Below are 26,649 nucleotides of genomic sequence, written 5' to 3'. Positions count from 1 at the left end.
TCCTTCAACGATGAGCGGCCGCGTCGGGGATGCGGTCCGCCGTGACGAGGTGACACGCGGCCGGATGCCCGTTGCTCCGCGTGTCGGTCAAGGGGGGCTCGTCGGTGCGGCAGGCGTCGTACGCCAGCGGGCACCGCGTGTGGAAGCGGCATCCCGAGGGCGGGTCGACCGGGCTCGGCACGTCGGCGCCGAGCACGATCCTGCGCCGCTCACGCTGCCGCACCGGATCGGCGACCGGGGCCGCCGACAACAGCGCCTGCGTGTACGGATGCCGCGGCGCCGCGAAGATCTCGGCCTTCGGACCCGACTCCACGATCTTGCCCAGGTACATGACGGCGATCCGGTCGGCCAGGAACTCCACGACCGACAGGTCATGCGTGATGAAGAGGCACGAGAAGCCCATGTCCCGCTGCAGGTCGGTGATCAGGTTGAGCACGGAGGCCTGTACGGACACGTCCAGCGCCGACACCGGCTCGTCGGCCACCACCAGCTTCGGCTCCAGGATGAGCGCCCTGGCCAGCCCCACCCGCTGGCGCTGCCCGCCGGACAACTCGTGCGGGAACCGCGAGCGCATCTCCGGCCGCAGCCCCACCTTCTCCAGCATGGCCGAGACCTGCTCCGAGACGCCCCGGCGGTCGGCCACCTTGTGCCGCAGCAGCGGCTCGCCGACGATCTGCTCGATCGTGAAGCGCGGGTTGAGCGAGGAGAAGGGGTCCTGGAAGACCATGTGCATGTCCCTGCGCAGCGGGCGCATGGCCCGGCGCGACAGGCGGGTGATGTCGCGGCCGGCCAGCTCGATCGTGCCCGCGGTCGGATCGGTCAGGCGCAGCACGCACTTGCCGACCGTGGACTTGCCGCTGCCGGACTCACCGACCAGGCCGAGCACCTCGCCGTGGTCGATCTCCAGTGACAGCCCGTCCACGGCGCGCACCTGGCCGTAGTGCTTGACCAGGTTGTCGATGCGCAGGATCACGACTGACCTCCAGGGTGGAAGCAGGCCGCCAGGTGGCCTTTCGCCTGGCGTACGAGCTGGGGCCGTGACAGACGGCAGTCGGTCTGGACACGCGGGCAGCGGTCGTGGAAGGCGCACTCGTCGGGGTCGGACAGCGGCGAGGGGACCATGCCGGGGATCTCCGCCAGCCGGCCGCCGACCGCCGCCGTCGGCAGGGCCTTCATCAACCCCAGTGTGTACGGGTGCCGCGGGTTCGCGAACAGCTCGGTCACCGTGGCCTGCTCCACGGCACGGCCCGCGTACATGACGACGGCCCGGTCGGCGATGTCGGCCACCACGCCCAGGTCGTGCGTGATCAGGATGATCGCCGTGCCGAGCCGGTCGCGCAGGTCGCGGAACACGTCCAGCACGCCCGCCTGGATCGTCACGTCGAGCGCCGTGGTCGGCTCGTCGGCGATCAGCACGCGGGGCGAGCAGGCCACCGCGATCGCGATCATCACGCGCTGCCGCATGCCTCCTGACAGCTGGTGCGGATATTCCTTCATCCTGCGCGCCGGCGCCGGGATGCCGACCAGCTCCAGCAGCGCGAGCGCGCGCTCGCCGGCCGCCCGCCGCGACAGGCCCTCGTGCCGGCGCAGCACCTCGGTGATCTGGTAGCCGACGCTGAACGACGGATTGAGCGAGGTCATCGGCTCCTGGAAGACGACCGAGACGTCCTTGCCGCGCACGTGTCGCATGTCCGGCTCGGGCAGCGTGGTCAGTTCGCGGCCGTCCAGCGTCACCGAGCCGGACAAGCGGGTCGTGTCGGGCGGCAGCAGCCGGGGCACCGACATCGCGGTGACCGACTTGCCGCAGCCGGACTCGCCGCACAACGCCAGGATCTCGCCCTCGTCCAGGGTGAGAGAGATGTTCCTGACCGCCTGCACCAGGCCGTCCTCGGTGTCGAACCCGACGGTCAGGTCGGTGATCTCCAGCAGGCTCATCGGCCGCTCCTCGGGTCCAGTACGTCGCGCAGCCCGTCGCCGAGCAGGTTGAAGCCGAGCGTGGCCAGCGCGATCATCAGCCCTGGCCAGATGGCCAGCCACGGCGCGTCGCTGAGGTACTGCTGCGCGGTCGTCAGCATCACGCCCCACGAGGGGGTCGGCGGCTGCACGCCGAGCCCGAGGAACGACAGCGTGGACTCGCCGATGATGGCCGTCGGGATCGCCACCGTGGCCTGCACGATCAGCGGGCTGGCGCAGTTGGGCAGCACGTACCTGAAGATGATGTGCCCGTCGCCGGCGCCGTCGGCGACGGCCGCGGCCACGTAGTCCATCTCCCTGACCGCCAGCACCTCGCCCCGGGTGATGCGGATGACGGCGGGCAACTGGGCGAAGCCCAGCGCCAGCACCACGCCCTTCAGCGACGGCCCGATGATCGCCGCCAGGCCCACCGCGAAGACCAGGAAGGGGAAGGCCAGCGTCACGTCCACCAGCCGCATCACGACCGGGTCGAGCCAGCGCCGGTAGAAGCCGGCGACCAGCCCGATCGGGATGCCCACGGCCATCGCGAGCAGGGTGGACAGCACCCCGGCCTGGAGCGACACCTGTGCGCCGTGCGCGATCCTGGCGAACGCGTCCCTGCCCAGGTCGTCGGTGCCCATCAGGTGCGCGGGCGACGGAGGGGCCAGCGTGGCCAGGTAGTCCTGCGCGGCCGGGTCGCCGGCGACCAGCGGCCCCGCCAGGGCCAGCAGGACGAAGCCCACGACCAGCACCAGCCCGGCCATCGGCATCGGCCGCCGCCGGAACCGCCGCCACAACCTGCGCCTGCGGGCGGCCCTGCCCGCGGCGACGGCATGCTCAGTCATGAGAGCCCCCCGACAGCCTGATGCGCGGGTTGAGGAAGGCGTAGGCGATGTCGACCAGCAGGTTGACGACGACGTAGCCGATCACGGTGATCAGGACGACGGCCTGGATGACCGGGTAGTTCCTGGTCAGCACCGCGTCCACGGTCAGCTTGCCGAACCCGGGGATCACGAAGATCTGCTCGGTCACCACGGCGCCGCTGATGAGGGCGCCGAGCTGCAGGCCGAGCACGGTGATGACGGTCGTCAGGCTGTTGCGCAGCGCGTGCGCGCCCACCACCTTCGCCTCCGACAGGCCCTTGGACCGCGCGGTCCTGACGTAGTCCGCCGACAGCGCGCCCAGCATGGCCGAGCGGGTCTGCCGCATCAGGATGGCCGCGAAGCCGGTGCCGAGCACGAGGGCGGGCAGGATCATGCGCTGCAGGTTCTCGCCCGGGTCCTGGGTGAACGGCACGTAGCCCGAGGCGGGCAGCACCTGCCAGGTGACCGCGAACAGCAGGATGGCGAGCAGGCCCAGCCAGAAGTGCGGCACCGACAACCCGGCCAGGCCGAACCCGGTGGCGACGTAGTCGGCGACCTTGCCTCGGCGCACCGCCGCCACGATGCCGGCGCCCACGCCGATGACGATCGCGACCAGCATGGCCAGGGCCGACAACTCCAGCGTCACCGGCAGCCGCTCGGCGATGATGTCGATCACCGGGAGCTGGTCCTGCGTGGAGCGGCCGAAATTGCCGGTCAGGGCCTGGCCGATGTAGTCGACGTACTGTGCGGGCAGCGGCTTGTCCAGGCCGAACTCCTGCCGGATGGCCTCGACCACCTCGGGCGAGGCCTCCTGCCCCGCCATGACGGTGGCCGGGTCGCCGGGCAGCGCCCTGATCCCCAGGAAGATCAGAACGCTGCCCAGGAACATGACGATCACCGCGGACCCGCAGCGCCGGAGGATGAACCAGAGCATCAGGAGGTGAACCCGGCGGTGGCGAAGCGCGGGAGGCCGTCCTTGAAGTACTGGACCCCGGCGACGTCCTTGTGTGTGCCCAGGTAGTACTTGTTGTGGTAGAGGTACACGATTCCGCGCAGTTCGGCGATCTTCTTCGTCGCGCTGCTGTAGAGCTCGGTCCGCTTGGCGGTGTCCGATTCGGCGGCCGCCTCCTTGACCGGGCCGTCGATGCCCGGGTCGGACATGCCGCTGTAGTTGTTGGCGCCGCCGGTGGTGACCATGCCGGTGAGGTTGCCGTCCGGGTCCACCCGGCCCGACCAGCCGACCAGCATGGCGTCGAAGTCGCCGGCCTTGCCCTGTTCCAGGTTGCTGACGAACTCGCCCGTCTTCACGCTCACCTCGAAGCCCGCCTCCTTGGCCATCTGCTGGATGACCTGCGCCAGGCGGATGTTGGTGGCGTCGTTGGGCGTGTTGAGGCTCACGGGGACCGGCGTCGGCACGCCGGAGGCCTGCACGAGCTGCTTGGCCTTGGCGACGTCGCGCTTCGAGCACTGCAAATCCTGCGCCCGGTAGGGGCTGTCCAGCGGCAAGGGGGAGCAGTCGGCCTCGTACAGGCCGTTGTAGACGGTCTTGTTGATCACCTCGCGGTCGAGGGACAGCTCGAACGCCTCCCGCAGTTGCGGGCTCTTGCCCAGTGCCGTGTCCACCGGGCCGGACTTCTCCGTGGCCCCGTTGGCGTTGCCGACGTTGATCGTGACGCCGTAGTAGCCGAGGCCGCCCCCCGCCACGACCTTCAGGTTGGGGTCGGCCTGCACACCCTTGACCGTGGTGGTGGCGAGCTGGTCGGCCACGTGCACGTCGCCGGACTTCAGGTTCGCCGCCCGTACGTTGGGGTCGATGATGATCTTGTAGACGAGCTTGTCGAGCTTGACCTTGGCGGCGTCGTAGTAGTCGGGCGCCTTCTCCAGCACGATCTCGCTGCCGGACGTACGGCCGGCGAACTGGAACGGCCCCACGCACACCGGGCTCGCGCCGAAGCTGTCGCCCGCCTCGTCCAGCGCCTTGGGCGACATGATCATGCCGGCGCGGTCGGCGAGCTGCGAGGTCAGCGGGGTGAACGCCTGCGACAGCGTGAGCTTGACCGTGGCGGGGTCGACCACGGTGACCTTGTCGACCGGGGCGAGGTCGGCCTTGCGAGCGGACTTCTTCCAGGTGCGGTGCCGGTCGAGCGACTTCTTGACCGCCTCGGCGTCGAACGGCGTACCGTCGTTGAACTTCACGCCTTCACGCAGCTTGATCGTCACCTCCTTGCCGCCGTCGGAGACCTCCGGCAGCGCTGCGGCCAGCTGGGGCACGAGAGCGGAGGCGGCGTCGATGTCGTAGAGCTTCTCGCACATGTTCGCGAAGACCTCGCGTCCCACCAGGGTGGTCGCGGAGCTCGGGTCGAGTGCGTCGGGGTCGGCGTTGAGCGCGATGTTGAGCGTGCCGCCAGCCTTGACCGGCCGGTTGTCGGTGGTGGCGTCGGCGATGGATGGAGGTGCGGCGGGCGTGCCGGTGGATCCGCCTCCGCCGCAGGCCGCCAGGGCCACGGGGAGGACGGCGAGCGCCGCGACGAGCCTGGGGGACGGTCTCATGGGGCCTCCGTAGGAACGTTTAGGAGACTGTATACAAGACCTGACATTTCATAAGTGTTTCATAACGCTGTGTTGTTATCTGACCGTTTTCTAATCGTTCGGGTGTTTCCTAGTACGGTCCACGGCCGCCAGGAACGATCTTCGTGCCGCGGCCACGTGCGCGGTCGCCCTGGCCTGCGCCTCGTCCTCGTCGCCGGCGGCGATGGCTTCGTACATGCTCAGGTGTTCCGACCACGAATGCGGGCCCCGGGCGGCGGCGGTCTGGCTGAAGACCCACTGCGCCCGCAGCAACATCGGCTTCATCATCAAGCTCAGGTAGGAGTTGCCCGCCGCCTCGCCCACGGCCAGATGAAAGGCGGTGTTGAGGTCGGCCACCTGCTCAAGGCGCCCGCCGTCCACCGCCTCCCTGGCCTGGTCGAGCACCTGCCGCAGCCGCTCGGCGGAGGACGGGCTGCGCTTGCGCGCCGCCAGCCGGGCCGCGAGCCCCTCGATCGCCATGCGCACGTCGAAGAGCTCCTCACCCTCCTCCGCGGACAGGCGCGCGACCGTGGCGCCGAGCCGGGGGACGACCTCGATGAAGCCCTCGGCGGCCAGCACCCGGATGGACTCCCGCACCGGGTTGCGTGAGACGCCGAGCGCGCCGGCCAGCCGATCCTCGACCAGCCGTTCACCCTGGGCGAGCTCGCCCGAGAGGATACGGCGCCGCAGTTCACTGGTGACCTCGTCGCGTAAGGTCCGGTGGGTCGCGCCCAGCGTCAACTCAGTCATATGACGACTTATCGTATACAGCCCGGTCTTTATGGCCCGGCGACCGCCGCGGCGCAGCGCTTCGCGCGCAGGTGAGCCACAGGCCCGTGCCGCATTCATCACGCCCGGAGTACGGACCACCCCACCCCGCAACCCCATCAGGCACGGCTCCCGAGCCGCGATCGCATCAGGCGCGCAGGCGCAGCCCGCGAGGTGTCGGATGGAAACCGGCCGCCTCGAGCGCCGCCGCCAGCGGGGAGTCGACGATGGAGCCCCCGTCGGCCCGCTCCACGGTCAGCTTGCCCAGCGCGCCGTCGCGTACGGCCAGTGCCAGGGCGTCGACGGCCGGCTGCAGGCGTTCGTCGTCGGAGAACGACAGCAGCGTCTTGCCGCCTCGCTCGACGTACAGCACCAGATGGCCGTCCACCAGGACCACCAGGGACCCGGCCTTCCTGCCCGGTTTGTGCCCGACGTCGCCGGGATGCTGGGGCCACGGGAGCGCGGCGCCGTACGGGTTGGCCGGGTCGGCGGCGGCGAGCACCACGGCCCGCCGCCCGGAGTCCCCGGATCGCCCAGCACCCGCGGATGCGGCCCAGCCCCCCAGTCCTGGCCCGTGTGCGGTTCCCGGTCCGAGGCCGGTCTCAGGGGTGAAGGCGGGCGCGGAGGGGGCGATGCCCGGTGCCATGGCCCGCATGCGGTCGACCGCCCCCGGCAGCGCGAACTGGGCACCCCCCAGCCCTTCGACGAAGTAGCCCCGCCGGCATCGCCCGCTCTCTTCGTACGCCCGCAACACCTGGTAGACCGGCGAGAACCCGCCGGGCAGGCGCTCGGAGGTCACCGACCCGCGCGTCACCACGCCGTGCCGTTCGAGCAGCACCTCGGCCTGGGCGTTGGCCCGCTGCGTCGCGTCGGGCGCGGGTGCGGGCAGCAACCACCACCGCCCGGCCACCGTCGGCGGCCCGCTCCGGCTCGGCAGCACCGCCCGGCGCCGCCGCGTGGTGGCGGGCCGGTGGGCGGGCCGTCCGGTGCCGAGCGTCGCCCGCAGCGGCGCGAGCGTATCGCCCGACACCCGCCCCGCCCACGCCAGGTCCCACAGCGCGGCGACGAGGGTCGTGTCGTCGAGCGAGCCGAGCTGGTCGGAGATCCCGCGGAAGAACAGCGCGCCGCCGCCGCCCAGCAACTCCAGCACACGCTCGTGCACGGGCGTCATGGTGATCTCGGCGGGCTCGGGCAGCAGCAGCGGCGCGGTGTCGGTGAAGTAGAGGGACACCCAGCCGTCGCCGCCCGGCAGCGAGCCCTGCCCCGCCCACATGACCTCGCCGGACGAGGTCAGCTCGTCGAGCAGCGCCGGATGGTAGCCGGGCACCCGCGCGGGCAGCACCAGTGTCTCCAGCGCCGACGCGGGCACGGCCGTCCCCTGGAGCTGCTCGATGGAGCGCACCAGGGCGTCCATCGCCCTGGCCGCCCCGGCCCGTTCGGCCGAGGACGTGCCCGAGCCGGTGATGCCGTGCCAGGCGGGCAGGAAGACCGCCAGCGTCTCCGGCGCGACCGGCTCGACCTCCTTGCGGAGCCGTGCCAGCGACCTGCGGCGCAACATGCGCAGCACCCCGGCGTCGCACCACTCCCCGCCCCGCCCGCCGGGCCGGAACTCGCCGCTGACGACCCGTCCCGTCACGGCGAGCCGCCGCAGCGCGTCCGTCACCACGGCGACGCCCAGCCCGAACCTGGCCGCGGCCGTGCCGGCGTGGAAGGGCCCGCGCGTGCGGGCGTGCCGGGCCACCAGGTCGGCCAGGGGGTCGGCGACCGGTTCGAGGAAGACGTGCGGAATCCCCACAGGCAGCGGCACGCCGAGCGCGTCACGCAGCCGCGCCGCGTCCTCCACGGCCGCCCACTGTTCCTCGCCCGCGACCCGCACCCTGATCGCCCGCCGCGCGCGTTCGAGCTCCTCCAGCCAGGCGGGGTCGCCGCCGCGTACGCTCACGTCGGGCGCGAGCAGCGGGCCGTGCGAGCGCAGCAGGTCGGCGAGGTCCTCCGCGTCGCGCAGCGGCCGGTCGAGCCGGGCCAGCTCGCGCTCGCTGTCGGAGATCACGTCGGGGTCGAGCAACTCGCGCAGGTCGGCCTGCCCGAGCAGCTCGGCCAGCAGCGAGGTGTCCAGCGCCAGGGCCTGCGCCCGGCGTTCGGCCAGCGGCGCGTCGCCTTCGTACATGAACGCGCCCACGTAGTGGAACAACAACGACGCCGCGAACGGCGAGGCCTGCGAGGTCTCCACCTCCACCAGCCGCACCCTGCGCGCGGCGATGTCGCGCATGAGCCGGACGAGGCCCGGCACGTCGAAGACGTCCTGCAGGCACTCGCGCATCGTCTCCAGCACGATCGGGAACGAGGCGTACTGGGAGGCCACGCCCAGCAGGTGGGCGGCCCGCTGCCGCTGCTGCCACAGCGGGCTGCGCCGGCCCGGCGTGCGGCGCGGCAGCAGCAGCGCCCGCCCCGCGCACTCCCTGAACCGGGAGGCGAACATGGCCGACCCGCCCAGCTCCTCGGTGACGATCTGCTCGATCTCCTCGGCGTCGAAGGCCGCCACATCGGTGGGCGGCTCGGCCAGCGTGTCGGGGATGCGCAGCACGATGCCGTCGTCGGAGTGCACGGCCTGCACGTCGACGCCGTAGCGCTCGCGCAGCCGCCGGTTGATCGCGAGCGCCCACGGGGCGTGCACCCGCGCGCCGTAGGGGGAGTGGATCACCACCCGCCAGTCGCCCAGCTCGTCGTGGAAGCGCTCGACCAGCAGCGTGCGGTCGTCGGGGACGTAGCCGGTGGCCTCGCGCTGCTCGTTGAGGTAGGAGAGCAGGTTGCCCGCGGCGTAGGCGTCGAGCCCCGCCGCCCGCATGCGGTCGGTGGAGCCCTGCTGGGCCTGCTCGCGCAGGAACCGCCCGATCGCCTTGCCCAGCTCGGCCGGGCGGCCCGGCGCGTCGCCGTGCCAGAACGGCAGCTTGCCCGGCTGGCCCGGCGCCGGCGAGACCAGCACCCGGTCGGCCGTGATGTCCTCGATCCGCCAGGACGTCGCGCCCAGCACGAACACGTCGCCCACGCGCGACTCGTAGACCATCTCCTCGTCGAGCTCGCCCACCCTGGAGGACCGCTCGCCCACGAGGAACACCCCGAACAGGCCGCGGTCGGGGATGGTGCCGCCGTTGGTGACCGCGAGCCGCTGCGCGCCCGGGCGCCCCTGGAGGACGCCGGTCACGCGGTCCCACACGATGCGCGGGCGAAGCTCGGCGAACTCCTCGCTCGGATAGCGCCCGGCCAGCATGTCGAGCGTCGCCTCCAGCGCGGTGCGCGGCAGCGTGGCGTAGGGGGCGGCCCGCCTCACCACGGACTCCAGCTCGTCGACCGTCCACTCGTCGAGCGCCGTCATGGCGACGATCTGCTGGGCCAGCACGTCGAGCGGATTGCGCGGATAGCGCAGCTCCTCGATCTCGCCGCTCTTCATCCGCTCGGCCACCACGGCCGTCTGCACCAGGTCGCCGCGGTATTTCGGGAAGATCACCCCTTTGGACACCGCCCCCACCTGGTGGCCCGCCCGGCCGATGCGCTGCAGCCCGCTGGCCACGCTCGGCGGCGCCTCCACGCACGCGACCAGGTCGACCGCGCCCATGTCGATGCCCAGCTCCAGGCTGGAGGTGGCGACCACGGCGGGCAGCCGGCCCGACTTGAGCGCCTCCTCGATCTGCGCCCGCTCCTCCTTGGAAACCGAGCCGTGGTGAGCGCGTACGATCTCCGTCACGACGCCCTTGGCGGATCCGGCCTGCGCCATCATCTCGGCGGGCGGGCGCCGGGGAGGCTCGCCGCCGGCGGACGGCCGGTCGGGCGGACCCGTCTCCCAGATCGACAGATCGACGGTCTCCGCGCCGTGCTCGCGCTCATAGGCCAGCTCGTTGAGCCGGGTGCACAGCCGCTCGGCCAGCCGCCGCGAGTTGGCGAAGACGATCGTCGAGCTGTGCGCCCCGATCAGGTCGAAGAGGCGGTCCTCGACGTGCGGCCAGATCGACCTGCCGCCCGGCTCGGGCGCGAACTCCCCGCCCTCCTGCGGCCTTCCGCCCTCCATCTCCGTCATGTCCTCGACCGGGACGACGACCTCGATCTTGATCTGCTTCTCCGACGGAGGCTGCACCACGGTGGCCGGACGGACCCCGCCCAGGAACGCCGCCACCTCGCTCACCGGGCGCACGGTCGCCGACAGCCCGATGCGCTGCGCCGGCCGCTCGAGCAGCGCGTCGAGCCGCTCCAGGGTGAGCGCCAGATGCGCGCCCCGCTTGGTGGCCGCGACCGCGTGCACCTCGTCGACGATCACCGTCTCGACCTCGCGCAGCGCCTCGCGGGCCTGGCTGGTGAGCAGCAGGAAGAGCGACTCCGGCGTCGTGATCAGGATGTCGGACGGCCTGGCGGCGAACCGCCTGCGGTCCTGCGCCGGGGTGTCGCCCGAGCGGATCGCCACCGAGATCTCCGGCACCGGCAGCCCGAGCCGCCGCGCCGTCTGCTTGATGCCCGCCAGCGGCGCACGCAGGTTGCGCTCGACGTCGACGGCCAGCGCCTTGAGCGGCGACACGTAGAGCACGCGGGAGCCCTTGCGCCCGGCCTGCTCGTCGACCGGCGCCGCGGCGAGCCGGTCGAGCGACCACAGGAACGCCGCCAGCGTCTTGCCCGACCCCGTGGGAGCGACGACCAGGGTGTTGTCGCCGCGCGCGATCGACTCCCACGCCCCCTCCTGGGCGGCGGTGGGATCCTCGAACGCCCCGGTGAACCATTGCCTGGTCACCTGGCTGAAGTGGTTGAGCGAGCTCACCACCACATACTGCCTCGCCACACCGACAGAAACGTCATTCGCACGACGGCGCGTGATTGAGCGGGTGCCATGGCGGACATAGAGCGACCGTGACCATTGACTACGCGTCCATCGAAGCCCGCCGTGCGGAGCTCAGGCGGCGTTACGTCTTACCGCACCGGCCGTCCAGCAGCGCACGCGGCCTCCACCATCTCGCCCTGCTGTCGTCCGACGTGGAAAGGACCATAACGTTCTACCAGGAACTCCTGGAGTTCCCGCTCACCGAGATCATCGAGAACCGCGACTACAAGGGCTCCAGCCACTTCTTCTTCGACATCGGCAACGGCAACCTGCTCGCCTTCTTCGACTTCCCCGGCCTCGACCTCGGGCCGTACCAGGAAGTGCTGGGCGGGCTGCACCACATCGCGATCTCCGTCGACCCCGCCACGTGGGAACGGCTGCGCGGGAAGCTGGAGATGGCCGGCGTGCCGCACCAGATCGAGAGCGGCGCCTCCATCTACTTCAAGGACCCCGACGGCGCCCGCCTGGAGCTGCTCGCCGACCATCTCGGTGAGATGTACGGCGCGCGGGTGATGTGACCTAGCGCCGCGACGCTCTGCGCGTCCGCGGCCCGCCCGCACGCGGTAACCGCCTGATGCCGGCGTGCCGCTCGGCCCGTTCCTCCTTCTCCTTCCGTACGGCGAGCCGCAGCGCGAGCTGGAGCCGGCGGCGCTTGGCCCGGTTGGCCCTGGCGGCGGCTGACTTGGGGGGTGAAGACTTAGGGGTCTTTGGCATGGGGATGTCCTACCCACCTCCGGCGGGCTTCCATACTTGGGTGCATGCGCCTGACCGAGTTCTGGAGACGGATGAACGCTCACTTCGGTGAGGCCTACGCCGAGTCATGGGCGCGCGACTACGTGCTCGCCCCGCTCGGCGGGCGGACGGTGATGCAGGCGCTGGCCGACGGCGAGAGCGCCAAGACCGTCTGGCGTGCCGTGTGCCAGGTGGAGGACGTCCCGCCCAAGCTGCGCTGAAGCCGCTACGGCCGGGCATCGTCCAGCGCCTCGCGCAGCGCGGCGGCCGTACGCGCCAGATCGTCCGCGCTGCCCTGCCCGCCGGGTGACCACAGGAAGAGCCAGCCCTCTCCTGACGGAGTGGCGAAGATGATCGTCTGGCGGCCGGTGTGCGGATGCCACACCCACAACACCGGATCGTCCTCACCGACCAGCCGGCCGACCAGGCCCACGGCGGGCAGCAGCTCCGCGAGAGCCTCCAGGTGGACGCGCCGTTCCCCGGTGAAGCCGCTCGCCACGTCGCCTCCAAGCCGTCGCCCTGCAGTGAGTCTCCCCAGCTCACCGCGCATGACAACACGCCGGGGCCAACCGTGCCCGAACATCACGTGGCGAGGTCGCGGCGTCACGCGGAGCGCGGGTCCGCGCGCCTCGGGTCCATGAGGACGCGCATACGCGCGAAGTCGAACGTTAGCGCGTACGGCTTGAAGAACGCGTGGGCCGGCAGCCCGCCGATGCGGAACCCGAAGCCGTCCTCGAACCAGCCGGGGAACGCACCAGCCAGGCCGGGAACCTGACGGCGGGTGGCGGAGCCCAGCGTCACCGTCTCCACGGTCACCTGGTGGAGGCCCTCGCCCGGCGGAATCGTGATGCCGGCGGCGTCGAAGGTGGTGCGGGGCGCGGTGAAGCCGATGTCGTCGCCGCCCGTGTCGACGAAGAACACCATCCGGTCCAGGTCGTTCACGGTGCCGTGGGACAGCAGGTGGTGATCGCCGAGGAACCACATGGGAGCGCTGTGCCGCGCCCGGATGTGGGCGCGCGTGTTCTGCCGCAGCACCAGCGCCTCGTCCGGGTAGTCGATGGTGGACAGGAACCGTGACAGGACGCTCGTGCCGATGGCGCCCTGGGTGACCCTCCCGTCGGGCGCGGTGATCCGGATCGTGTCGGGGATCGTGTGGACCGGCAGGCCGCCGATGCCGAGGTCGCCCATCGTCAGGCGGTCCACGCGCCCTTGGTACGCCTTGTGCTCGCCGTAGAGGGTCCTGCCGGCCGTGTGGCCGTACATCGGGATGCCGAGCCGGTCGGCGTAGTCCTGGTTGAGCGCGCCCGCCGGCGAAGGGCGGCACCCGCTGTCGCCGCCGGGCAGCGCGCTGGCCGGGCTTCCCTACGCGCAGGCCGACGCCATTCTGAAGTCCCTCGACATCGGCATGCGGCCGCTCGTCCTGCTGGCCCCCGAGCGCTGTCCTCCGGAGCTGTTCGCGACGGCCCTCCGCCTTCTCACCGCACCGGAACCTGACGACCCCTGACCGCTGTGCCCGCCGCTTGCTGCCCGGTGGGTTCCCCGCTGTGCTCCCCGGTGGGCGGTCCCCGGTGCGCTGCTTCTCCGGCGGGCGTGCGGACCGCCGCTGTCGGCCTGCCCTGGTGGACGGCCCTGGCGGTGCGGAAACCCCGGCGTCGCCGGCACGTCCTGGCGTACCTTGGGCACCTGCGCTGATCGGCTTCCGGGCGGGCGCGGATCGTGGCGTGTTCCTACTGTGATCGAACAGCCGTTCGGCTACGATGAGAGAGCGCCGAGCCACGTCTTCCCCGGCAGTCCCGAAAATGTCGGTGGCAGGCCGTAGCTTTCACTCGACTGACCGGACCACGACCCTCCAGGGGGAGCTCCATGGCTATCAACGACCGCGAGAAGGCCCTCGAGACCGCGCTCGCTCAGATCGAGCGGCAGTTCGGCAAGGGCTCAGTGATGCGCCTGGGTGACGACGCCCGAGCTCCCATCGAGGTGATCCCCACCGGGTCGATCTCCCTTGACGTGGCTCTCGGCATCGGCGGCCTGCCGCGCGGCCGCATCGTCGAGGTCTACGGTCCCGAGTCCTCGGGCAAGACGACCATCGCCCTGCACGCGGTGGCCAACGCCCAGCGGGCCGGCGGCATCGCGGCGTTCGTCGACGCCGAGCACGCCCTCGACCCGGAATACGCCAAGAAGCTCGGGGTCGACACCGACGCCCTGCTGGTCTCGCAGCCCGACACCGGCGAGCAGGCGCTCGAGATCGCCGACATGCTCATCAGGTCCGGCGCCGTCGACATCATCGTCATCGACTCGGTGGCCGCGCTCGTGCCCAAGGCCGAGATCGAGGGCGAGATGGGCGACAGCCACGTCGGCCTCCAGGCCCGCCTCATGTCCCAGGCGCTGCGCAAGATCGCCGGCGCCCTGAGCAGCACCGGCACCACCGCGATCTTCATCAACCAGCTCCGCGAGAAGATCGGCGTCATGTTCGGCTGCATGTCGTACGGCACACGGGTCACGCTCGCCGACGGCACACAGGAGAAAATCGGCAAGATCGTCAATCAGAAGATGGACGTCGAGGTTCTCTCCTACGACCCGGCGACCGACAAGCTCGTTCCCCGCCGCATCGTCAACTGGTTCGACAACGGCAACGCCGAGCGCTTCCTGCAGTTCACTGTGGCCAAGTCGGGCGGAAACGGAAGGGCCCAGTTCGCCGCGACGGAGAACCACCAGATCCGCACTCCGGGCGGCTGGCGAGACGCCGGTGAGCTGATTGCGGGAGATCGCGTCATGCTCACGGAGACCCATCGTCTGAGCGATAAGCAGTGGCAGGTCATCCTGGGGTCGCTGATGGGCGATGGAAGCCTGTCGCCCAATCGTCGCGGCCGCACCGGCGCTCGCTTCCGCATGGGGCACAGCGCCAAGCAGGAGGACTATCTGTCCTGGAAGTGCTCGATGCTCGGCAACATTCCCCACAGCCGCAGCACTAATGCCAAGGGCGCGGGCTTCGCCGACTTCACTCCTCTGCCCGAGCTCGATGAGCTGCGCCAGGTGGTCTATCTCGGTGGGGACAAGAAGCACATTACGTCGGAATACCTCAAGGCGCTGACACCGCTGGCTCTGGCGGTGTGGTACATGGACGACGGCTCGTTCGCGATCCGTTCGAAAGGGCTGCAGCAGCGCACCGAAGGCGGTTCCGGTCGCATCGAGATCTGCGTCGAGGCGATGAGCCAGGGCTCCCAGGAGCGTCTGCGCGACTACCTGTGTGACACCTATGGCCTCAACGTGCAGGTTCAGCACCGCGGGACCCGGGGCACGGCCGTCCTGCAGTTCGACACGGCGTCGTCGGCCACGTTCCAGAAGCTGGTGGCGCCCTACGTCCACCCCTCGATGGCCTATAAGCTCCTGCCGCGCTACCGCGGTCAGTTCGTGGTCGAGCCGGAATTCGCCGACCCCGAGCCGCGGCTTGTGCCTTCACGGATCCTCGACATTCGCATCAAGCCCCAGACCCGCTCGATGAGGAAGTTCGACCTCGAAATCGAGGGGACGCACAACTACTTCGTCGACGGTGTCATGGTGCACAACAGCCCCGAGACGACGACCGGTGGCAAGGCGCTGAAGTTCTACGCCTCGGTCCGGATGGACATCCGCCGCATCGAGACGCTCAAGGACGGCACGGAGGCGGTCGGCAACCGCACCAGGATCAAGGTCGTCAAGAACAAGATGGCCCCGCCCTTCCGGGTCGCCGACTTCGACATCCTCTACGGTGTGGGCATCTCCCGCGAGGGCGGCCTCATCGACATGGGTGTGGAGCACGGCTTCGTCCGCAAGTCCGGCGCCTGGTACACGTACGAAGGCGACCAACTCGGCCAGGGCAAGGAGAACGCGCGCAACTTCCTGCGCAACCACCCCGACATGGCCAACGAGATCGAGAAGAAGATCAAGGACAAGCTGGGCGTCGGCCCGCGCCTCGACGCCCCCGTCGAGGCCGCGGCAGCAGCTCCGGCCCCTGCGGCCGCTCCTTCCGGCCGGGGCTCCAAGTCCACCCCCAAGCCGGGTGACGTCTGAGCGTCTGTCCTATGAGCAACCCCGACCAGCCGCACAACCGGGGCGCCTGGCCCACCACCTCGGCGCGGGGCGGCGACCGTGCTCTTTCGTCGGCGGACGGCTGGCCGTCCCTCGGCGAGTGGCGCAACCGCCCGCGCGCCTCCGACACCGAGTCCGGCGATGTGACGGGCTCCGGCAGCTCCGCGGAAGCCCTCGGCATGCCCGGCTCCCCGCCTCCGGCGCCGGGTCGCTTCCGCCCGGCCGACGACGGTCCGGCGCGTGACGGTGAGGGCGTTCCGGACGCCCATGCCAAGCCGGGGCAGGGCACGACCGGCTCTCCGCCACCGCAGTCCGGCGGCTCTGGTGCGCGTGACGGCGGTCCGGCCGATCCTTCGGCTCCCGGCCATGGGGGTGGATGGCATTCCGAGGTGCTGGCCGGGAGCAGTTGGTTCGCTGACGACCAAGCGGACGGTGGCGAGAGGAGATCGGGCCGAGGGCGCCGGTCCAGCAAGGCGGGCAGATCCGGCAGGCGCGGTGACAGGAGGGCGAAAGGATGGCTTCCTGAGGGCCCTGAGGCCGAAAGCCCGGCCGGGGCCGATCCGGAGTCGGTGGCCCGAGCCATCTGCCTGCGCCTGCTCACCATGGCTCCCAAGACACGAGCCCAGCTCGCCGAGGCCCTGCGCAAGCGGGAAGTGCCGGACGACGCAGCCGAAGCGGTGCTCAGCCGGTTCTCGGAGCTGGGGCTGATCGACGATGAGGCGTTCGCCGCGGCCTGGGTCGACTCCAGGCACCACGGTCGCGGCCTGGCCAAGCGAGCCCTGGCCGCCGAGCTGCGCCATCGCGGCGTCGACACCGACACGGTCAACGAAGCCGTCGACCGCCTCGACCCCGACCAGGAGGCGGAGACCGCCCGGCGACTCGTGGAGCGCAAGCTGGCCGCGACCCGTTCTCTCGACCCACGCGCCCGCACCCGCCGCCTGGCCGGCATGCTCGCCCGCAAGGGTTACTCCTCGGGCCTCGCCTTCCGCGTCATTCGGGAAGCCCTGGAGCAGGAGGGCATCGACATGGAGGAAGACTTCCCCTGAGAGGTCCCCGCCCGGCCGCGACGGTTCGACGAGCTCTTGCTTGGACGGGGCGTACCGGCCCGCCCAAGCCCTTCGACGTAAACGGAACCTTTGCCTGCGCACCTCCACGAGGATGCCCCTTCCGGGAGGCCGCGTCCTGAGGCCTCTCCCGAGCGAGACCCATGCCCGGAATTCCCCTTCAAGCATGGTCTGGCCGGGTATCCCGGCATATCTGGGGGTGATGACGGATCTTGTGGTGGGTGCGGCGATGCGGCCCCGTAAGACACGCTTGGAGACGCGTTTGCTTGCTCGTGACCTGTTCGACGCATAACCTCGACGGCAGTGAGGAGTTACTCCGCGCAGTGCGGATTGCCATACCGGTGAACGACGGACGAGCGAGCTTGGGCGATCGAGGCAGGCGAGGTGTCGGGTTTTCGGGCCGACGCCCGGTCCGCCTTGGCTGGGTGTCGACCGGGCTGTCCGTGGCGTGCTTGTGACCCCTCCCGTTTTGTGGCCGCGTTATGAGGTGTTGACGACGCGAGGAGGGCGGGGCGCACATGGGGCCGCTGGTCGTGGTGCTGATGGTGGCGGTGCTCGTGCTCGCGTTCGGGATGATCGTCGCGCTCCTCGTCGTCATACGCCGTACGTCCGGCCCTTCGCCGCGTGCCGGTAAGCCGAGCACCGAGCAGGTGCAGGCGGTACACGAGGAGCTGGAGCAGGCTCGTGAGGAGGCGCGGGAGATCCGCCACAAGGCGGAGACCGACGCCGAGGAGATTCTGCGCAGGTCGGAGAGCGCCGCGGAGAGCGCGGCCCAGATGCGGCGCGAGGTGGAAGAGGAGAGCCGGATCCTCAAGTCCGAGCTCAAGGAGCTACGGACTGATCTGGAGCGCAGGGAGGCCAGGCTGGCCGAGCGCGAGCAGCGCCTGGACGAGGAGGCCAGACGGCAGTCCGAGCGTGACAGGAAGCTGGCCGAGACCGAGGTCGAGCTGGCCGACCGGCGTGAGGAGCTGCTTCAGCTGGAGCAGGAGCGGCGGGTCGTCCTGGAGCGGGTCGCCGGGTTGACCGGCGCGCAGGCCAAGGCGGAGCTGGTCAGGGAGATCGAGAACCAGGCCAAGCGCGAAGCGGCGCTGATCGTCAGGGAGATCGAGGGTGCCGCCCGTAAAGAGGGCGAGAAGCGGGCCACCAAGATCGTGACGCTGGCCGTGCAGCGGGTGGCGGCGGAGCAGACGGCGGAGTCGGTCGTCAGCGTGCTGCACCTGCCGGGCGACGAGATGAAGGGCCGCATCATCGGGCGCGAGGGGCGTAACATCCGCGCCTTCGAGTCCACCACCGGGGTCAACCTGATCATCGACGACACGCCCGAGGCGGTGCTGCTGTCGTGCTTCGACCCGGTGCGGAGGGAGACTGCCAGGCTGACGCTGGAGAAGCTGGTGCTGGACGGTCGCATCCACCCGCAGCGCATCGAGGAGGCTCACGACCGCAGCCGCCAGGAGGTCCAGGACCTGTGCGCGCGGGCCGGCGAGGACGCCCTGGTCGAGCTGGGCATCACCGACATGCACCCCGAGCTGACGCTGCTGCTCGGGCAGTTGCGCTACCGCACCTCCTACGGCCAGAACGTCCTGAAGCACCTGATCGAGTCCGCTCACATCGCCGGCATCATGGCCGCCGAGCTGAAGATGAACCAGCGGCTGATGAAGCGCTGCGCCCTGCTCCACGACATCGGCAAGGCGCTCACGCACGAGGTCGAGGGCAGTCACGCGCTGATCGGCGCGGAGATCGCCCGCCGCTACGGCGAGGAGGAGGACGTGGTGCACGCCATCGAGGCGCACCACAACGAGGTCGAGGTCCGCACCGTCGAGGCGGTGCTCACGCAGGCCGCCGACGCGATCAGCGGCAGCCGCCCGGGGGCCCGCCGGGAGTCTCTGGAGGCGTACGTCAAGCGGCTGGAGCGGCTGGAGGAGATCGCGCAGTCGTACGACGGCGTGGAGAAGGTCTTCGCCATGCAGGCCGGCCGGGAGATTCGGGTCATGGTCAAGCCCGACGCGGTCGACGACATCCAGGCGCAGGTGATCGCCCGCGACGTGGCCAAGCAGGTGGAGGAGGAGCTGACCTACCCGGGGCAGATCCGCATCTCCGTCGTACGCGAGTCGAGGGCCACCGAGTTCGCCCGTTAGGCGAAGAGCTGCTGGTAGAAGGCGAGTTCGGCGGCGAGCGCCGCGGCCCGCGTCTCGGCGCGGCGGAAGCCGTGCGACTCCCCGTCGAAGGCGAGATAGGTGCACGGGACGCCGCGTTCGGCGAGCGCGTCGGCGAAGGCGGCCGACTGCTGGGGCGGCACCACGGGATCGTCGAGGCCCTGCAGGAGCAACATGGGGCAGGACACGCCGTCCACCAGGCCGAGCGGCTCGCGGGCGGCGTAGACGTGCGGGTCTTCCGGCCCCACCAGCCACTCGACGTAGTGGGACTCGAAGTCGTGGGTGTGCTGGGCGAGCGGCGCGAGCGCGCTGATGCCGTAGTAGGAGACGCCGCCCGCGAACACGTCGGACCGGCAGCAGACGGCCAGCACGGTCCAGCCCCCGGCGCTGCCGCCGCGTACGGCGATCTTTGCGGGGTCGGCCAGGCCTTCGCCCGCCAGCCATTGTGCGGCGGCGATCGTGTCGGCGACGTCGAGTCGGCCCCACTGCCCTTTGAGCCGGTCGCGGTAGCGCCTGCCGTAGCCGGTGGAGCCGCCGTAGTTGACGTCCAGCACGCCGATGCCGCGCGAGGTCAGGAACGCCTTCTCCAGGTCGAGCGCGCTGTCGGCGTGGGCCGTCGGCCCGCCGTGCACGAAGATCACGTACGGTGGGGCGCCGGTGGTGGCGGGGCCGTGCGGCGGATAGAGGAACGCGGGGGCCGGTGTCTCGACCGCCCGGGGAAGCGGCAGGTAGGAGGGGGCCGGCAGGCGCGCGTCGTGCCGGCCGAGCGCCGTGGACGTGCCCGTGTCCGCGTCCACCTGGAGGACCGACCGGGGGAGTGTGGCGGAATAGCCGACGCCGACCACCGACGTGCCTTCGGCCGCCAGCGCCGCGTCCCATCCGGAACAGGGGACGTCGAGGTCGGTGAGCGTCCCCGAAGCAGGATCGAGCACGCCCAGCCGCAGGTCGCCTCGCCCGTGCAGGACCGCGAGCCGTCCGTCGCCGAGCATGGTGTACGGCCGTCCGCCGAGTTGCCACGGCGGCGCCGCGAACTCCTCCTCGGCGGGATGGAGCGCCCGGGCGTCGCCGCCCCGCAGGCCGATCTCGTAGAGGTTCCACCATCCTGAGCAGTCGGAGATCAGGTAGAGGTGGGCGTCGTCCTTCCAGGCAGGGGCGAGCACGGATTCGGCGGGGCCGCCCCGCACGGTCCACTGCTCGCCGCTGGAGAGGTCGACGACGCGGAGTTCGGTGCCGTCCCAGGGCATGAGCGGGTGGTTCCAGCACACGTACGCCAGATGCCGCCCGTCGGGGGAGACGGTGGGAGAGGCGTAGAAGTCGCAACCCGTGACCCAGGTGCGAGGGTCGCCGCCGGCCAGCGGGACGGACACGATGGCCCTGGCGATCTCGCCGTCGTCGCCGTGCCGCTCGCGTACGCCCCACAGCCGGCCGTCGTGCACGAGCAGGTCGGCGTAGCGGCCGTCGCCGGCGAGGGGTTTCGGCTCGCCGTCATCGCCCAGGAGGTAGAGGCGCTGGTCGGACAGGTTGGCGAAGACCACCTGGCCGCCGGGGGTCACGGTGTAGGGCCTGCCGCCGTACTCGTGCACCCGGGTGCACGCGCTCCACGGGGCCAGCAGCAGCTCGCGGTGGGTGCCGTCGGGGGCGCGGCACACGATCGTGGTGCGCCCGCCCTCGTCGGGGCGGTCCTCGGTCCACCACACCCGGCTGCCCAGGACCGTGGGCCAGCTCGGACGCACACCTGATCGCGCCACGTCTCTGGTCGTGATGGGGGAGGGCCGGAAAGGCATACCCCGCATCCTGCCGGAAGATCGCTCGGCGTGCTGGCCGGATCTTGGATCAGGGACATCCGGCGGGCGGCGGCGGAGCCGCGGGCAGGTCGAGGCCCGTCTTGCCGAACCACTTCTGCAGCAGCCGGGCGGCCGTGCCGTCCCGCCACATCGAGGTGATCGCCTCGTTGACGGCCTCGCACGTGGCGATCTCGCCCTCCTTGAGACCGACCGCCCACTCCTCTCTGCTGATCGGGTCGTTGAGCAGCCTGAGCTTCTTGGGGTCCTGCTCGACGTAGCCGGCCAGGGACAGGTTCTCGGTGCTCACCGCGTCGAGCTGGAGGTCGAGCAGTTTGCGTACGCACTCGGAGTAGTTGGCCGCGGGCACGAGGATGGCGGGCAGGTCCAGCTTGCCGTCGGGCGGCGGGTCGACGATGCGGCGGTACGAGTTGGACCCCTTGGCCAGGCAGATGCGCTTGCCCGCCAGGTCGCTCGTCTTCTGGATGGAGGTGTCGCCGGAGCGGACCATCGTGTCCTGGTACGCGGTGACGTACGGGCCCGCGAACGTCACCCGGGGCTTGCGCGACATGGTGATGGAGTAGGAGGCGACGACCATGTCGACGGTGCCGTTCTGCAGCAGCGCCTCACGGACGGAGGAGGGGGCCTCGCGCCATGTGATGCGTACGTCCTCGCCGCCGGCGAGGTGGCGGACGATGTAGCGGGCGACGTCGACGTCGAACCCCTCGGGGGCGCCGGGCCCGGTCTTCAGGCCCACGCCCGGCTGGTCCCACTTGGTGCCGACCGTGACCGTGCCGCCTTCCCTGATCTTCTCGGCGACGGTGGGGAGTGAGCCGTTTCCGCCGCACGCCGCCAGGCACACGGCCATGGCCGCCCCCGCGAGCGCCGCCCCACGCATGGTCACCCCGATCATCTCCTGTAAAAAGGAGCTTGTCGGCTGAATAGCGCGTACAGGCGCGTTTCGCAACGCCTACAACGGAGATGTGGGGCTTTCTTGGCCATCTATCGGTGTACGGGCGGCGCGCTCGCCGCCCGTACACCGTCAGGCTGCGCCTTCGCCCATGCCCGCGACGGCCGGCGTGACCGGCTTGGCCGCGGTCTTGCGGCTGCGCCTGCTCCGACCCTCCAGCCAGGTGGCCAGGGAGCTCAGGGCCATGTTGAGCGCGACGTAGATAATGCCGATGACGATCGCCGCCGGGATCAACGAGCCGAAGAACCGGGCAGGAAGGATCTTGAAGCCGGTGTTGAGCAGGTCGACGTAGGCGATGATGTAGCCGAGCGCGGTGTCCTTCAGCAGCACCACGAGCTGGCTGACGATCGCCGGCATCATCGCCGTGACAGCCTGCGGAAGCAGCACCAGCCGCATGACCTGGTTCTTCCGCATGCCCACCGCGTAGGCGGCCTCCGACTGCCCCTTGGGCACGGCCTGCACGCCGGCCCTGACGACCTCGGCCAGCACGGAGCCGTTGTAGAGCATCAGGCCGACGACCACCGCCATGAACGCGTAGTCGCCGCCGCCCATCAGCACCGGCGCCAGGTAGAAGATGAAGAAGATCAGCAACAGCAGCGGGATGGCCCTGAAGACCTCCACCACCGCCCCGGCAGGGACCCTGATCCAGGCATGGTCGGAAAGCCGCGCCAGGCCGAAGATCGCGCCGAAGGCCAGCGCGAGCACCGCGGCCACCGCCGCCGCCCGCAGGGTGCCGATGAGACCCGGGATGATGTAGAACTCCCACGTCTCCCACTGCAGGAACGGCTCCCAGATCTTGCCTTCCCACTGGCCCTTGGCGTCGAATCCTCTGTAGACGCCGTAGACGACCGCCGCGACGGCGATGAGGCTGACGACGGTGAGGGCGTGGTTGCGCAGCCGCCCGCGCCGGCCTGGGGCGTCGAACAGGACAGATGTGCTCATCGGGCCACCGCCAAGCGCCGCGACAACCAGCCGGTGAAGAACCCGATCGGCATGGTCAGCACCATGAAGGCGACGACGATGCCGAGGAAGATGGGAATCGACGCGCCGGTCTGGTCGAAGGTCTCCTTCATCACGGCCGCCGCGTCGGCGAGGAACCCGCCCGCGGTGGCGACCGTGGTGTTCTTGATCATGGCGATGATCACGCTGCCCAGCGGGGCGACCACCGAGCGGAATGCCTGCGGCAGGATGATCATCGTCAGGGACTGGCTGAACGTCAGGCCGATCGCCCTGGCCGCCTCGGCCTGGCCCAGCGGCACCGTGTTGACGCCCGAGCGCAGCGCCTCACACACGAAGGCCGCCGTGTAGAGGGACAGGCCCATCGCGACGAGCCAGAACGAGTTGGTCCGCGGCTCGCCGGAGAAGACCAGGCCGAGCTGGTCGCTCAGGCCCAGCGCCGAGAACGCCAGCACCAGTGTCAGGGGCGTGTTCCGGACAACGTTGACGTAGATCGTGCCCGCCGCGCGCAGCACCGGCGTGGGGGAGACCCGCATCGCCACCAGGATCGTGCCGATGACCAGGGAGGCGACCAGGGCCACGAGCGCGAGCTTGACGTTTTCCAGAAACCCCAGCCCGAGGTCGGGGGCGTATGTGATTAGTTCGTCCATCGTGCTCCACCGCAAGGGCGACGGGCGGCCGGGGGGCCGGCCGCCGTCGCCGACGTGATCAGCTGCAGCCCTCGGCCGGCGGTGCGGCCTCCGACAGCTTCAGGCCCTGGATGCCGCCGAACCACTTGTCCAGCAGCTGCTTCATGGTGCCGTTGTCCCACAGCTTCTTCACCGCGGTGTTGACGGCCTCGCAGGTCTTCGTGTCGCCCTTCTTCAGGCCGACGCCGTACTTCTCGTCGGTGAAGCCCTGGCCCAGCACCTTGAAGTTGCCGCCGGCCTGCTTGGCGAAGCCCGCCAGGATCAGGTCGTCGGTGGTGACGGCGTCGAGGTTGCTGCCGCTCAGCTTCTGCACGCACTCGGAGTAGTTGGCCGCGTCGACGGTCGTGGCGTCGATGTCGAGCTCGCCGTCCGGAGGCGGGTCGGTGATGCGCTTGTAGGAGTTGGAGCCGGCCGCCTTGCAGATCTTCTTGCCCTTGAGGTCCTGCGGGCTGTTGATCGACGTGTCGTCCTTGCGGACCATGACGTCCTGGTGGGCGACCACGTAGGGGCCGCCGAAGGTGACCTTGCCCTTGCGCTCCTCGGTGATCGAATAGGTGGCGACGATCATGTCGACCGTGCCGTTCTGGAGGAACGGCTCACGGTTGGACGAGGCCGACTCCTTCCATTCGATCTCGACCTCCTTGCCGCCGGCCAGCTCCTTCACCAGGGCCTTCGCCACGTCAACGTCGAATCCCTCGGGCTCGGCGCCCATCTTCAAGCCCAGGCTCGGCTGGTCCCACTTGGTGCCGACCACGATCGTGTTGGCACCCTGGACCTTCTCCAGCACGGTGGCGTACGACTGCTCGTCGCCACCGCAGGCCGTCAGGCCGGCCGCCAGAGCCGCCACGGAGAGCAGCGCTCCCGTTCGACGCATGTGCATGTGTACCTGCCTCAATCTCAGTGCGTGAGGATCTTCGAAAGGAAGTCGCGCGCCCGGTCGGTCTGCGCGTTGGTGAAGAACTCGTCGGGGGTGTTCTCCTCGACGATCTGCCCGTCCGCCATGAACACCACGCGGTTGGCGGCGCGGCGGGCGAAACCCATCTCGTGTGTGACGACCACCATGGTCATCCCGTCACGCGCCAGCCCGACCATGACGTCGAGCACCTCCTGCACCATCTCGGGGTCCAGTGCCGAGGTCGGCTCGTCGAACAGGATCATCTTCGGGTCCATGGCCAGTGCCCTGGCGATGGCGACCCGCTGCTGCTGGCCACCGGAGAGCTGGGCCGGATATTTGTCCGCCTGAGCCGCGATGCCTACCCGTTCGAGAAGCTCCATCGCACGCTTGTTGGCCGCATCGCGCGAAAGTCCGCGCACCTTGATGGGGCCGAGCGTGACATTCTCCCGGATGGTCTTGTGAGCGAACAGATTGAACGACTGGAAGACCATGCCGACGTCGGAACGCAGCCTCGCCAGCGCCTTGCCCTCCTCGGGGAGCACCTGGCCGTCAAATATGATCTGCCCGTCACTGATCGTCTCCAGCCGGTTGATCGCACGGCAGAGTGTGGACTTCCCGCCGCCCGACGGGCCGATGACGACCAGAACCTCGCCACGAGAGACGGTCAAGTTGATGTTCTTCAGGACATGCAGCGCCCCGAAGTGCTTGTTGACGTTCTCCAACCGAACCAGTGGAGCGCCGTCGCCGTTCTCCGTCATGGACCAAAACGGTAGAGGGCAATAAGACGCTGGTCACTAACCGGGTGGTACCGATCCGATCACATCGTGCCGTCAAGCTGGTCTTTTAGATCGGTACGGGCCGTCTCAAGCCTGACAACGACTACCCTGGATTGCGCCATGACTGTGACCCAGGAGAGCGCCCGCACCTACGAAGTGCGCACATATGGGTGCCAGATGAACGTCCACGACTCCGAACGGCTCTCCGGCCTGCTGGAGGACGCCGGCTACGTGCCAGCCCCCGACGGCGAGACCGCCGACGTGGTCGTGTTCAACACGTGCGCCGTGCGGGAGAACGCCGACAACCGCCTCTACGGCAACCTCGGACACCTGCGCCCGGCCAAGGTGAGCAATCCACGCATGCAGATCGCCGTGGGCGGCTGCCTGGCGCAGAAGGACCAGGGCGAGATCGTCCGCAAGGCGCCATGGGTCGACGTGGTCTTCGGCACCCACAACATCGGCTCGCTGCCGGTGCTGCTGGAGCGCGCCCGCATCGAGGGCGAGGCGCAGGTCGAGCTGAAGGAGTCGCTCGAGGTCTTCCCCTCGACGTTGCCCACCAGGCGCGAGTCCGCCTACGCCGCCTGGGTGGCCGTCTCGGTCGGCTGCAACAACACGTGCACGTTCTGCATCGTCCCCTCCCTGCGCGGCAAGGAGAAGGACCGCCGGCCCGGCGAGGTCCTGGCCGAGGTCGAGACCCTCGTCGGCCAGGGCGTGCTCGAGGTCACCCTGCTGGGCCAGAACGTCAACACCTACGGCGTGGAGTTCGGCGACCGGCTGGCCTTCGGCAAGCTGCTGCGCTCGTGCGGCTCGATCGAGGGCCTCGAACGGGTCCGCTTCACCTCGCCCCACCCCGCCGCGTTCACCGACGACGTGATCGCCGCCATGGCCGAGACGCCCAACGTCATGCACCAGCTGCACATGCCGCTGCAGTCGGGCTCCGACCGCGTGCTGCGCGCGATGCGCCGCTCCTACCGCGCCGAGCGCTACCTCGGCATCATCGAACGCGTGCGCGCCGCCATGCCCGACGCGGCCATCTCGACCGACATCATCGTCGGCTTCCCCGGCGAGACCGAGGAGGACTTCCAGGGCACGCTCGACGTGGTCAGGCAGAGCCGCTTCGCCAACGCCTTCACCTTCCAATACTCCATCCGCCCCGGCACGCCCGCGGCGACCATGGACGACCAGATCCCCAAGGAGGTCGTCCAGGAGCGCTACGAGCGGCTGGTGGCCCTCCAGGAGGAGGTCTCGTGGGAGGAGAACAAGAAGCAGGTGGGGCGGACACTCGAAGTGCTGGTCGCCGAGGGTGAGGGCCGCAAGGACGACGCCACCCGCCGGCTGTCCGGCCGCGCGCCCGACAACCGGCTCGTGCACTTCGCCGCGGGTTCGGAGACTCCGCGGCCGGGTGACATGGTGACGGTCGAGGTGACGTACGCCGCGCCGCACCACCTGGTGGCCGACGGGCCCGTGCGCGAGGTCAGGCGCACCCGGGCGGGCGACGCCTGGGAGTCCCGCCAGGCCGGTCCTTCGACGGGCCCGGGGGTGCTGCTCGGC

General features: G+C 70.3%; 22 protein-coding genes and 3 pseudogenes. 9 read left to right on the top strand and 16 right to left on the bottom strand.

All coding sequences use genetic code 11. The features are described from left to right. Positions 1-4: 4 nt before the first annotated feature. The 7 genes from GUY59_RS02170 to GUY59_RS02140 form a co-directional block, all read right to left on the bottom strand. Complete coding sequence (locus tag GUY59_RS02170) at positions 5-973, bottom strand: ABC transporter ATP-binding protein (protein WP_201760409.1); 969 nt, start codon at positions 971-973, stop codon at positions 5-7. Continuing rightward, complete coding sequence (locus tag GUY59_RS02165) at positions 970-1,935, bottom strand: ABC transporter ATP-binding protein (protein WP_138198977.1); 966 nt, start codon at positions 1,933-1,935, stop codon at positions 970-972. Before GUY59_RS02165 ends, GUY59_RS02170 begins: the two co-directional genes overlap by 4 nt. Further along, positions 1,932-2,798: an ABC transporter permease gene (locus tag GUY59_RS02160; protein WP_138198978.1), complete on the bottom strand. Its 867-nt coding sequence runs from the start codon at positions 2,796-2,798 to the stop codon at positions 1,932-1,934. The genes GUY59_RS02165 and GUY59_RS02160 overlap by 4 nt, the downstream gene beginning before the upstream one ends. Continuing rightward, positions 2,791-3,750 (bottom strand): ABC transporter permease, encoded by a 960-nt coding sequence (locus tag GUY59_RS02155; RefSeq protein ID WP_138198979.1) that lies wholly within the window; start codon positions 3,748-3,750, stop codon positions 2,791-2,793. The genes GUY59_RS02160 and GUY59_RS02155 overlap by 8 nt, the downstream gene beginning before the upstream one ends. After that, complete coding sequence (locus tag GUY59_RS02150; protein WP_138198980.1) at positions 3,750-5,366, bottom strand: ABC transporter substrate-binding protein; 1,617 nt, start codon at positions 5,364-5,366, stop codon at positions 3,750-3,752. Before GUY59_RS02150 ends, GUY59_RS02155 begins: the two co-directional genes overlap by 1 nt. Before the next feature lie 90 nt (positions 5,367-5,456). Then, the gene (locus GUY59_RS02145; protein ID WP_161714345.1) at positions 5,457-6,134 is read right to left on the bottom strand and encodes a GntR family transcriptional regulator; all 678 of its coding nucleotides are present in this window, start codon (positions 6,132-6,134) and stop codon (positions 5,457-5,459) included. Positions 6,135-6,300: 166 nt separating this feature from the next. Continuing rightward, the gene (locus GUY59_RS02140; RefSeq protein WP_442938946.1) at positions 6,301-10,959 is read right to left on the bottom strand and encodes an ATP-dependent helicase; all 4,659 of its coding nucleotides are present in this window, start codon (positions 10,957-10,959) and stop codon (positions 6,301-6,303) included. Positions 10,960-11,042: 83 nt separating this feature from the next. Between GUY59_RS02140 and GUY59_RS02135 the strand changes: the two genes are divergently transcribed. Further along, positions 11,043-11,531 carry a VOC family protein gene (locus tag GUY59_RS02135; RefSeq protein WP_138206476.1) on the top strand — a complete coding sequence of 163 codons (489 nt, stop codon included), beginning with the start codon at positions 11,043-11,045 and terminating at the stop codon, positions 11,529-11,531. A gap of 1 nt (position 11,532) precedes the next feature. Here the strand turns inward: GUY59_RS02135 and GUY59_RS02130 are convergent, their stop codons facing one another. Next, positions 11,533-11,727, bottom strand: coding sequence for a hypothetical protein (locus tag GUY59_RS02130; protein WP_138206478.1), 195 nt, complete (start codon positions 11,725-11,727; stop codon positions 11,533-11,535). Positions 11,728-11,771: 44 nt separating this feature from the next. Between GUY59_RS02130 and GUY59_RS02125 the strand changes: the two genes are divergently transcribed. Then, on the top strand, positions 11,772-11,966 hold the full coding sequence (locus tag GUY59_RS02125) for a DUF3046 domain-containing protein (RefSeq protein ID WP_132341319.1): 195 nt from the start codon (positions 11,772-11,774) through the stop codon (positions 11,964-11,966). A 5-nt stretch (positions 11,967-11,971) separates the two neighbouring features. Here the strand turns inward: GUY59_RS02125 and GUY59_RS48210 are convergent, their stop codons facing one another. Together GUY59_RS48210 and GUY59_RS02115 are read right to left on the bottom strand one after the other, a co-directional pair. Then, the gene (locus GUY59_RS48210; RefSeq protein WP_138206480.1) at positions 11,972-12,244 is read right to left on the bottom strand and encodes a hypothetical protein; all 273 of its coding nucleotides are present in this window, start codon (positions 12,242-12,244) and stop codon (positions 11,972-11,974) included. Between the two features lie 104 nt (positions 12,245-12,348). Further along, positions 12,349-13,008 carry a hypothetical protein gene (locus GUY59_RS02115; protein WP_138206482.1) on the bottom strand — a complete coding sequence of 220 codons (660 nt, stop codon included), beginning with the start codon at positions 13,006-13,008 and terminating at the stop codon, positions 12,349-12,351. 31 nt (positions 13,009-13,039) lie between these two features. Here GUY59_RS02115 and GUY59_RS02110 point away from each other — a divergent pair, with 31 nt between their 5' ends. The 6 genes and pseudogenes from GUY59_RS02110 (at position 13,040) to rny (ending at position 19,012) form a co-directional block, all read left to right on the top strand. Continuing rightward, positions 13,040-13,249: a hypothetical protein gene (locus tag GUY59_RS02110; protein WP_138206484.1), complete on the top strand. Its 210-nt coding sequence runs from the start codon at positions 13,040-13,042 to the stop codon at positions 13,247-13,249. Positions 13,250-13,608: 359 nt separating this feature from the next. Continuing rightward, positions 13,609-14,220, top strand: a pseudogene (gene recA, locus GUY59_RS50490) (recombinase RecA); the annotation flags it as partial. Further along, positions 14,212-15,024 (top strand): annotated as a pseudogene (locus GUY59_RS51205) (intein-containing recombinase RecA); the annotation flags it as partial. The pseudogenes recA and GUY59_RS51205, both read left to right, overlap by 9 nt. Before the next feature lie 192 nt (positions 15,025-15,216). After that, a pseudogene (locus GUY59_RS50480) lies at positions 15,217-15,795 on the top strand (intein-containing recombinase RecA); the annotation flags it as partial. 11 nt (positions 15,796-15,806) lie between these two features. After that, positions 15,807-16,859 carry a recombination regulator RecX gene (gene recX / locus GUY59_RS02100; protein WP_236666755.1) on the top strand — a complete coding sequence of 351 codons (1,053 nt, stop codon included), beginning with the start codon at positions 15,807-15,809 and terminating at the stop codon, positions 16,857-16,859. 536 nt (positions 16,860-17,395) lie between these two features. Further along, positions 17,396-19,012 carry a ribonuclease Y gene (gene rny / locus GUY59_RS02095; protein WP_132332946.1) on the top strand — a complete coding sequence of 539 codons (1,617 nt, stop codon included), beginning with the start codon at positions 17,396-17,398 and terminating at the stop codon, positions 19,010-19,012. Here the strand turns inward: rny and GUY59_RS02090 are convergent. From GUY59_RS02090 to GUY59_RS02065, 6 genes are all read right to left on the bottom strand, one after another. Then, positions 19,009-20,814, bottom strand: coding sequence for a S9 family peptidase (locus GUY59_RS02090; RefSeq protein WP_236666754.1), 1,806 nt, complete (start codon positions 20,812-20,814; stop codon positions 19,009-19,011). The genes rny and GUY59_RS02090 overlap by 4 nt on opposite strands. Positions 20,815-20,863: 49 nt before the next feature. Beyond that, positions 20,864-21,709 (bottom strand): glutamate ABC transporter substrate-binding protein, encoded by an 846-nt coding sequence (locus GUY59_RS02085; RefSeq protein WP_138206502.1) that lies wholly within the window; start codon positions 21,707-21,709, stop codon positions 20,864-20,866. 144 nt (positions 21,710-21,853) lie between these two features. Next, on the bottom strand, positions 21,854-22,723 hold the full coding sequence (locus tag GUY59_RS02080; RefSeq protein WP_132332947.1) for an amino acid ABC transporter permease: 870 nt from the start codon (positions 22,721-22,723) through the stop codon (positions 21,854-21,856). Continuing rightward, complete coding sequence (locus GUY59_RS02075) at positions 22,720-23,388, bottom strand: amino acid ABC transporter permease (protein WP_138206488.1); 669 nt, start codon at positions 23,386-23,388, stop codon at positions 22,720-22,722. The genes GUY59_RS02080 and GUY59_RS02075 overlap by 4 nt, the downstream gene beginning before the upstream one ends. Positions 23,389-23,446: 58 nt before the next feature. Next, positions 23,447-24,307 (bottom strand): glutamate ABC transporter substrate-binding protein, encoded by an 861-nt coding sequence (locus tag GUY59_RS02070; protein ID WP_138206490.1) that lies wholly within the window; start codon positions 24,305-24,307, stop codon positions 23,447-23,449. Between the two features lie 17 nt (positions 24,308-24,324). Then, complete coding sequence (locus tag GUY59_RS02065) at positions 24,325-25,080, bottom strand: amino acid ABC transporter ATP-binding protein (RefSeq protein WP_138206492.1); 756 nt, start codon at positions 25,078-25,080, stop codon at positions 24,325-24,327. 138 nt (positions 25,081-25,218) lie between these two features. Here GUY59_RS02065 and miaB point away from each other — a divergent pair. Then, positions 25,219-26,649, top strand: a 1,431-nt coding sequence (gene miaB, locus GUY59_RS02060) for a tRNA (N6-isopentenyl adenosine(37)-C2)-methylthiotransferase MiaB (RefSeq protein WP_161714344.1), incomplete at its 3' end; no start/stop codon positions are given.

The sequence above is a fragment of the Nonomuraea sp. K271 genome (assembly GCF_009908215.1).
In the GTDB taxonomy this organism is placed as follows: Bacteria; Actinomycetota; Actinomycetes; order Streptosporangiales; family Streptosporangiaceae; genus Nonomuraea; species Nonomuraea longispora.
The sequence above is the reverse complement of the archived record's forward strand: the minus strand, read 5'-3'. Positions and strand labels throughout refer to the sequence as shown.

What these genes read in the sequence shown, in the direction of transcription:
- GUY59_RS02165 (WP_138198977.1), bottom strand. Translation starts at nt 1,935, where the DNA reads ATGAGCCTGCTGGAGATCACCGACCTGACCGTCGGGTTCGACACCGAG.
- GUY59_RS02150 (WP_138198980.1), bottom strand. Translation starts at nt 5,366, where the DNA reads ATGAGACCGTCCCCCAGGCTCGTCGCGGCGCTCGCCGTCCTCCCCGTG.
- GUY59_RS02115 (WP_138206482.1), bottom strand. Translation starts at nt 13,008, where the DNA reads ATGTACGGCCACACGGCCGGCAGGACCCTCTACGGCGAGCACAAGGCG.
- GUY59_RS02130 (WP_138206478.1), bottom strand. Translation starts at nt 11,727, where the DNA reads ATGCCAAAGACCCCTAAGTCTTCACCCCCCAAGTCAGCCGCCGCCAGG.
- recX (WP_236666755.1), top strand. Translation starts at nt 15,807, where the DNA reads ATGAGCAACCCCGACCAGCCGCACAACCGGGGCGCCTGGCCCACCACC.
- GUY59_RS02155 (WP_138198979.1), bottom strand. Translation starts at nt 3,750, where the DNA reads ATGCTCTGGTTCATCCTCCGGCGCTGCGGGTCCGCGGTGATCGTCATG.
- GUY59_RS02065 (WP_138206492.1), bottom strand. Translation starts at nt 25,080, where the DNA reads ATGACGGAGAACGGCGACGGCGCTCCACTGGTTCGGTTGGAGAACGTC.
- GUY59_RS02080 (WP_132332947.1), bottom strand. Translation starts at nt 22,723, where the DNA reads ATGAGCACATCTGTCCTGTTCGACGCCCCAGGCCGGCGCGGGCGGCTG.
- GUY59_RS02125 (WP_132341319.1), top strand. Translation starts at nt 11,772, where the DNA reads ATGCGCCTGACCGAGTTCTGGAGACGGATGAACGCTCACTTCGGTGAG.
- GUY59_RS02085 (WP_138206502.1), bottom strand. Translation starts at nt 21,709, where the DNA reads ATGCGTGGGGCGGCGCTCGCGGGGGCGGCCATGGCCGTGTGCCTGGCG.
- GUY59_RS02075 (WP_138206488.1), bottom strand. Translation starts at nt 23,388, where the DNA reads ATGGACGAACTAATCACATACGCCCCCGACCTCGGGCTGGGGTTTCTG.
- GUY59_RS02160 (WP_138198978.1), bottom strand. Translation starts at nt 2,798, where the DNA reads ATGACTGAGCATGCCGTCGCCGCGGGCAGGGCCGCCCGCAGGCGCAGG.
- GUY59_RS02090 (WP_236666754.1), bottom strand. Translation starts at nt 20,814, where the DNA reads ATGCCTTTCCGGCCCTCCCCCATCACGACCAGAGACGTGGCGCGATCA.
- GUY59_RS02145 (WP_161714345.1), bottom strand. Translation starts at nt 6,134, where the DNA reads ATGACTGAGTTGACGCTGGGCGCGACCCACCGGACCTTACGCGACGAG.
- rny (WP_132332946.1), top strand. Translation starts at nt 17,396, where the DNA reads ATGGGGCCGCTGGTCGTGGTGCTGATGGTGGCGGTGCTCGTGCTCGCG.
- GUY59_RS02070 (WP_138206490.1), bottom strand. Translation starts at nt 24,307, where the DNA reads ATGCACATGCGTCGAACGGGAGCGCTGCTCTCCGTGGCGGCTCTGGCG.